This window comes from Streptomyces sp. YS-3, from assembly GCF_045257485.1.
GTDB lineage: Bacteria > Actinomycetota > Actinomycetes > Streptomycetales > Streptomycetaceae > Streptomyces.
Genome location: NZ_JBJHPC010000621.1, coordinates 1 through 4,007 on the forward strand (window position 1 = coordinate 1; position 4,007 = coordinate 4,007).

The 4,007-nt window shown below is 73.4% G+C and carries 3 protein-coding genes; all 3 read right to left on the minus strand.

Annotated features, from left to right (window positions below):
- Nucleotides 1–88: 88 nt before the first annotated feature.
- The 3 genes from ACJA3G_RS31985 to ACJA3G_RS31995 are packed head-to-tail and all read right to left on the minus strand — an operon-like array spanning nt 89 to nt 3,748.
- Entirely contained in the window at nt 89–511 is a 423-nt protein-coding gene (locus ACJA3G_RS31985) for an NUDIX hydrolase (protein WP_406556539.1), read from the minus strand.
- Complete coding sequence (locus tag ACJA3G_RS31990; RefSeq protein WP_406556540.1) at nt 508–1,512, minus strand: CHAD domain-containing protein; 1,005 nt, start codon at nt 1,510–1,512, stop codon at nt 508–510. The genes ACJA3G_RS31985 and ACJA3G_RS31990 overlap by 4 nt, the downstream gene beginning before the upstream one ends.
- Nucleotides 1,499–3,748 carry an RNA degradosome polyphosphate kinase gene (locus ACJA3G_RS31995; protein WP_406556541.1) on the minus strand — a complete coding sequence of 750 codons (2,250 nt, stop codon included), beginning with the start codon at nt 3,746–3,748 and terminating at the stop codon, nt 1,499–1,501. The genes ACJA3G_RS31990 and ACJA3G_RS31995 overlap by 14 nt, the downstream gene beginning before the upstream one ends.
- Nucleotides 3,749–4,007 lie beyond the last annotated feature (259 nt).

A 4,007-nucleotide genomic window follows, 5' to 3' on the forward strand; every position in this document is an offset into this window, starting at 1 on the left:
GAGGGGGCGGGGGAACGGGGGACGGACCTGCACAAAAGCCGCTTCAGGACGGCTTCAGGGCCGCTTCAGGACTGGCTCATTACCGGCTTCAGGACCGGTTCAGCGCGTCCAGCAGGGCGTCCACCAGGGCCCGGTCGCGGGGCTGGGTGAGCCGTTCGCGGGCTGCCGCCGGGGTCAGCCACAGCACCCGGTCGATCTCGTCGTTCGGCTGAAAACAGCCCTCACCGGCCTCGGCGGCCCAGTAGTCGACCGCCTTGGGGCGGCCCTGGGGGTCGATGTAGTGCGCGGAGGGCAGCCGCGCGCCGGGCACACAGCGGTGGCCGGTCTCCTCCCGGACCTCACGGACCGCCCCCGCGAGCGGCTCCTCGTCCCGCTTGAGCTTGCCCTTGGGGTGCGACCAGTCGTCGTACTTCGGCCGGTGCACCAGGCAGATCTCCAGCCCGCCGGCCGCCCACGCCGAGCGGCGCCACAGCACACACCCCGCCGCGAGCACCGTCCCCTCCCGGTTCACGGCGCGGCCACCTGCGCGCCCACCGCCGCCATCGGCTGCCAGACCTGCTGGAAGGCGAACCGGGCCGCCTCCACCTCGTGCCGCTGGTCGGCGTGGAGCACGCCCAGCGCGTAGGCGGTGGCCGGGGCGATCCTCGGGGTGCGGGCGGCTGCGGCGGCGGCTGCGGCGGCCTCCGAGGCGTCCCGGTGCCGGTCGAGCGCGAGCCCGGCCCGCAGCAGCCGTTCGTCGTCCTCGTACGGGGGGCCGGGGCGCAGCACCTCCTGGGCGTACCGGTGCAGCCGCAGCAGCCGCCGCACCTGGTGCCAGGGCGCGTCCTGGGTCTCGCCCAGACCCGCCAGCGCCTCCGCGTTGTACGGATGGGCCGCGCGGGCCAGCGGCAGCGCGGCCACCGCCTGGCCGAGCCGCTGCTCGGCGAGGCCGGCGGCGGACGGCAGCACCTCCACCGCGTACGCCGCCGCCGAACCGGACAGCGGCACCTCGCTGGCGAGCAGCGCCACCGCGTCGGCCACCGCGTGGAACCGGGAGGAGCCCAGCGCCTGCAGCGCCGCCGAGTGCGCCCGGGTGCGGGCCAGCGTCAACTGGCGGTCCAGCAGGGCCCCGGCCCGCGCCGCGCCCACCGCGGGCGCGCCCGCGGTCGTCTCGCCGCGCGGCGCCGGCACCTGGGGGGCGCCGGAGAGCCGCTGGAGGCCGTCGAGCAGCCGGGCGAGCCGGGCCGCGCAGGCGTGTTCCCCGGCCAGCGTGGCGGAGAGCCAGGACAGTTCCGTACGCAGCGCCTCGGCCCAGACCGGGTCGAGCAGCGGGCGGAAGGTGTGCAGGGTGGCGCCGATGCGGCGGGCGGCACGGCGCAGCGCCCGCGCGGCCTCCTCGGCGCCGCCGCTGTCGGGCCCCGCCTCGCGGTGCAGCCGGAGCCCGCGCAGGAACTCCCCCGCCTGCGTGTGGAGATAGGGGGACAGGACGTCCCCGGCGGTCTGCGGTCCGGTGGTCGTGTCAGGGCGTGGCACGCCGGCGCCTCCGGGCGTCTATCAGCATCTCCTGTACATGGCGCAGCGGCTGTCCGTCGGCGTCGGCGGCGTGCCGGGTCCACTCGCCGTCCGGGCCCAGGTGCCAGGAGGTGGTGGCGTCCGACATACCGGTCTCCAGGAGCCGGGTGAGAGCCGCGCGGTGGGCCGGGTCGGTGACCCGCACCAGTGCCTCGATGCGGCGGTCCAGGTTGCGGTGCATCATGTCGGCGCTGCCCAGCCACACTTCGGGCTCGCCGCCGTTGCCGAAGGCAAAGAGCCGGGAGTGCTCCAGGAAGCGCCCCAGTATCGACCGCACCCGGATGTTCTCGGAGAGCCCGGCGACGCCGGGCCGGGCGGCGCAGATGCCGCGTACCCAGATGTCGACCGGCACACCGGCCTGCGAGGCCCGGTAGCAGGCGTCGATCACGGCCTCGTCGACCATCGAGTTGACCTTGATGCGGACGTAGGCGGGGCGCCCGGCGCGGTGGTGGGCCGTCTCCTTGTTGATGCGCGAGACCAGGCCGTCGCGCAGGGACTTGGGCGCGACCAGCAGACGGCGGTAGGTCTCGCGGCGCGAGTAGCCCGACAGCCGGTTGAAGAGGTCCGAGAGGTCGGCTCCGACCTGCGGGTCGGCGGTGAGCAGCCCCAGGTCCTCGTAGAGCCGGGCCGTCTTGGGGTGGTAGTTGCCGGTGCCGACGTGCGAGTAGCGGCGCAGGATGTCGCCCTCCTGACGCACCACCAGCGACAGCTTGCAGTGCGTCTTCAGACCGACCAGGCCGTACACCACATGGCAGCCCGACTCCTCCAGCTTGCGGGCCCACTTGATGTTGGCCTGCTCGTCGAAGCGCGCCTTGATCTCGACCAGGACGAGGACCTGCTTGCCGGACTCGGCGGCGTCTATCAGGGCGTCCACGATCGGCGAGTCGCCGGAGGTGCGGTAGAGCGTCTGCTTGATGGCGAGGACGTCGGGGTCGGCGGCGGCCTGCTCCAGGAACGCCTGCACCGAGGTGGAGAACGAGTCGTACGGGTGGTGGAGGAGCACGTCCCGCTCGCGCAGCGCGGCGAAGATGTCCGGCGCGGAGGCCGACTCGACCTCGGCGAGGTCACGGTGGGTGCCGGCCACGAACTTGGGGAACTTCAGCTCCGGCCGGTCGAGGGCCGCGATGCCGAAGAGTCCGGTGAGGTCGAGCGGGCCGGGCAGCGGATACACCTCGGCGTCGCTGATCTTCAGCTCGCGCACCAGCAGGTCCAGGACGTACGGGTCGATGGACTCCTCGACCTCCAGGCGCACCGGCGGCCCGAAGCGGCGCCGCATGAGCTCCTTCTCCAGCGCCTGGAGGAGGTTCTCGGCGTCGTCCTCCTCCACCTCCAGGTCCTCGTTCCGGGTCACCCGGAACATGTGGTGGGCGAGGACCTCCATGCCGGGGAAGAGCTCTTCGAGGTGGGCCGCGATGACGTCCTCCAGCGGTACGTACCGCTGCGGCGAGGCCTCCAGGAACCGCGAGAGCAGCGGCGGCACCTTGACCCGGGCGAAGTGGCGGTGGCCGCTGACCGGGTTGCGCACGACGACCGCGAGGTTGAGCGAGAGCCCCGAGATGTACGGGAAGGGGTGCGCGGGGTCCACGGCCAGCGGGGTGAGGACCGGGAAGATCTGCTGGCGGAAGAGGGTGAAGAGCCGCGCCTGCTCCTTCTCGGTGAGGTCGGGCCAGCGGATGAGGTGGATGTTCTCGTCGGCGAGGGCCGGGGCCACGTCCTGCTGGTAGCAGGCGGCGTGCCGGGCCATGAGCTCGCGCGAGCGGGTCCAGATCAGGTCCAGGACCTCGCGGGGCTGGAGCCCGGAGGCGGACCGGGTGGCCACGCCGGTGGCGATACGGCGCTTCAGGCCCGCCACCCGGACCATGAAGAACTCGTCCAGGTTGGAGGCGAAGATCGCCAGGAAGTTCGCCCGCTCCAGCAGGGGGGTCGCCGGGTCCTCGGCGAGCTCCAGGACGCGCTCGTTGAACGCGAGCCAGCTGCGCTCCCGGTCGAGAAAGCGCCCCGACGGCAGCTCGTCGCCGCCGGGCGCGTCCTCGCGGTCGCGCTCGTAGCCGTCGTACCCGTCGAGATCCGCGTCGATGTCCGGCTCCAGATCGGAGACGGCGGCGGCGAGGGTGTGCGGCCGGTGCGCGGCGATGGAACCGACCGACGGCTGGGTGGTGGGCTGGAGGCGGACCTCGGCGCTTGGCTGCTGGCTCATGAATCCATTGTTCCGCGCTCGGCCGCTCTCAGGCGCGTCGGAGAGCAGGTCGGAGCGGGCAGGGGTGAGCGCCTTGGGGCGGGCGGCGGTCCCGTTCCGGGAGGGTGGCACCTCGGGCTGCATTGAGTGAGCGTCGCAAGCGTGTCTGAATACGCGGTAACGGGGACATGACATGAGGGAATCCGAGGCCTGACGCGGATGTCAGGCCCCTGCGCCCCCATCAGGTGCCCGACCGGCCGCCCACGGCCGGGGGCCGGAC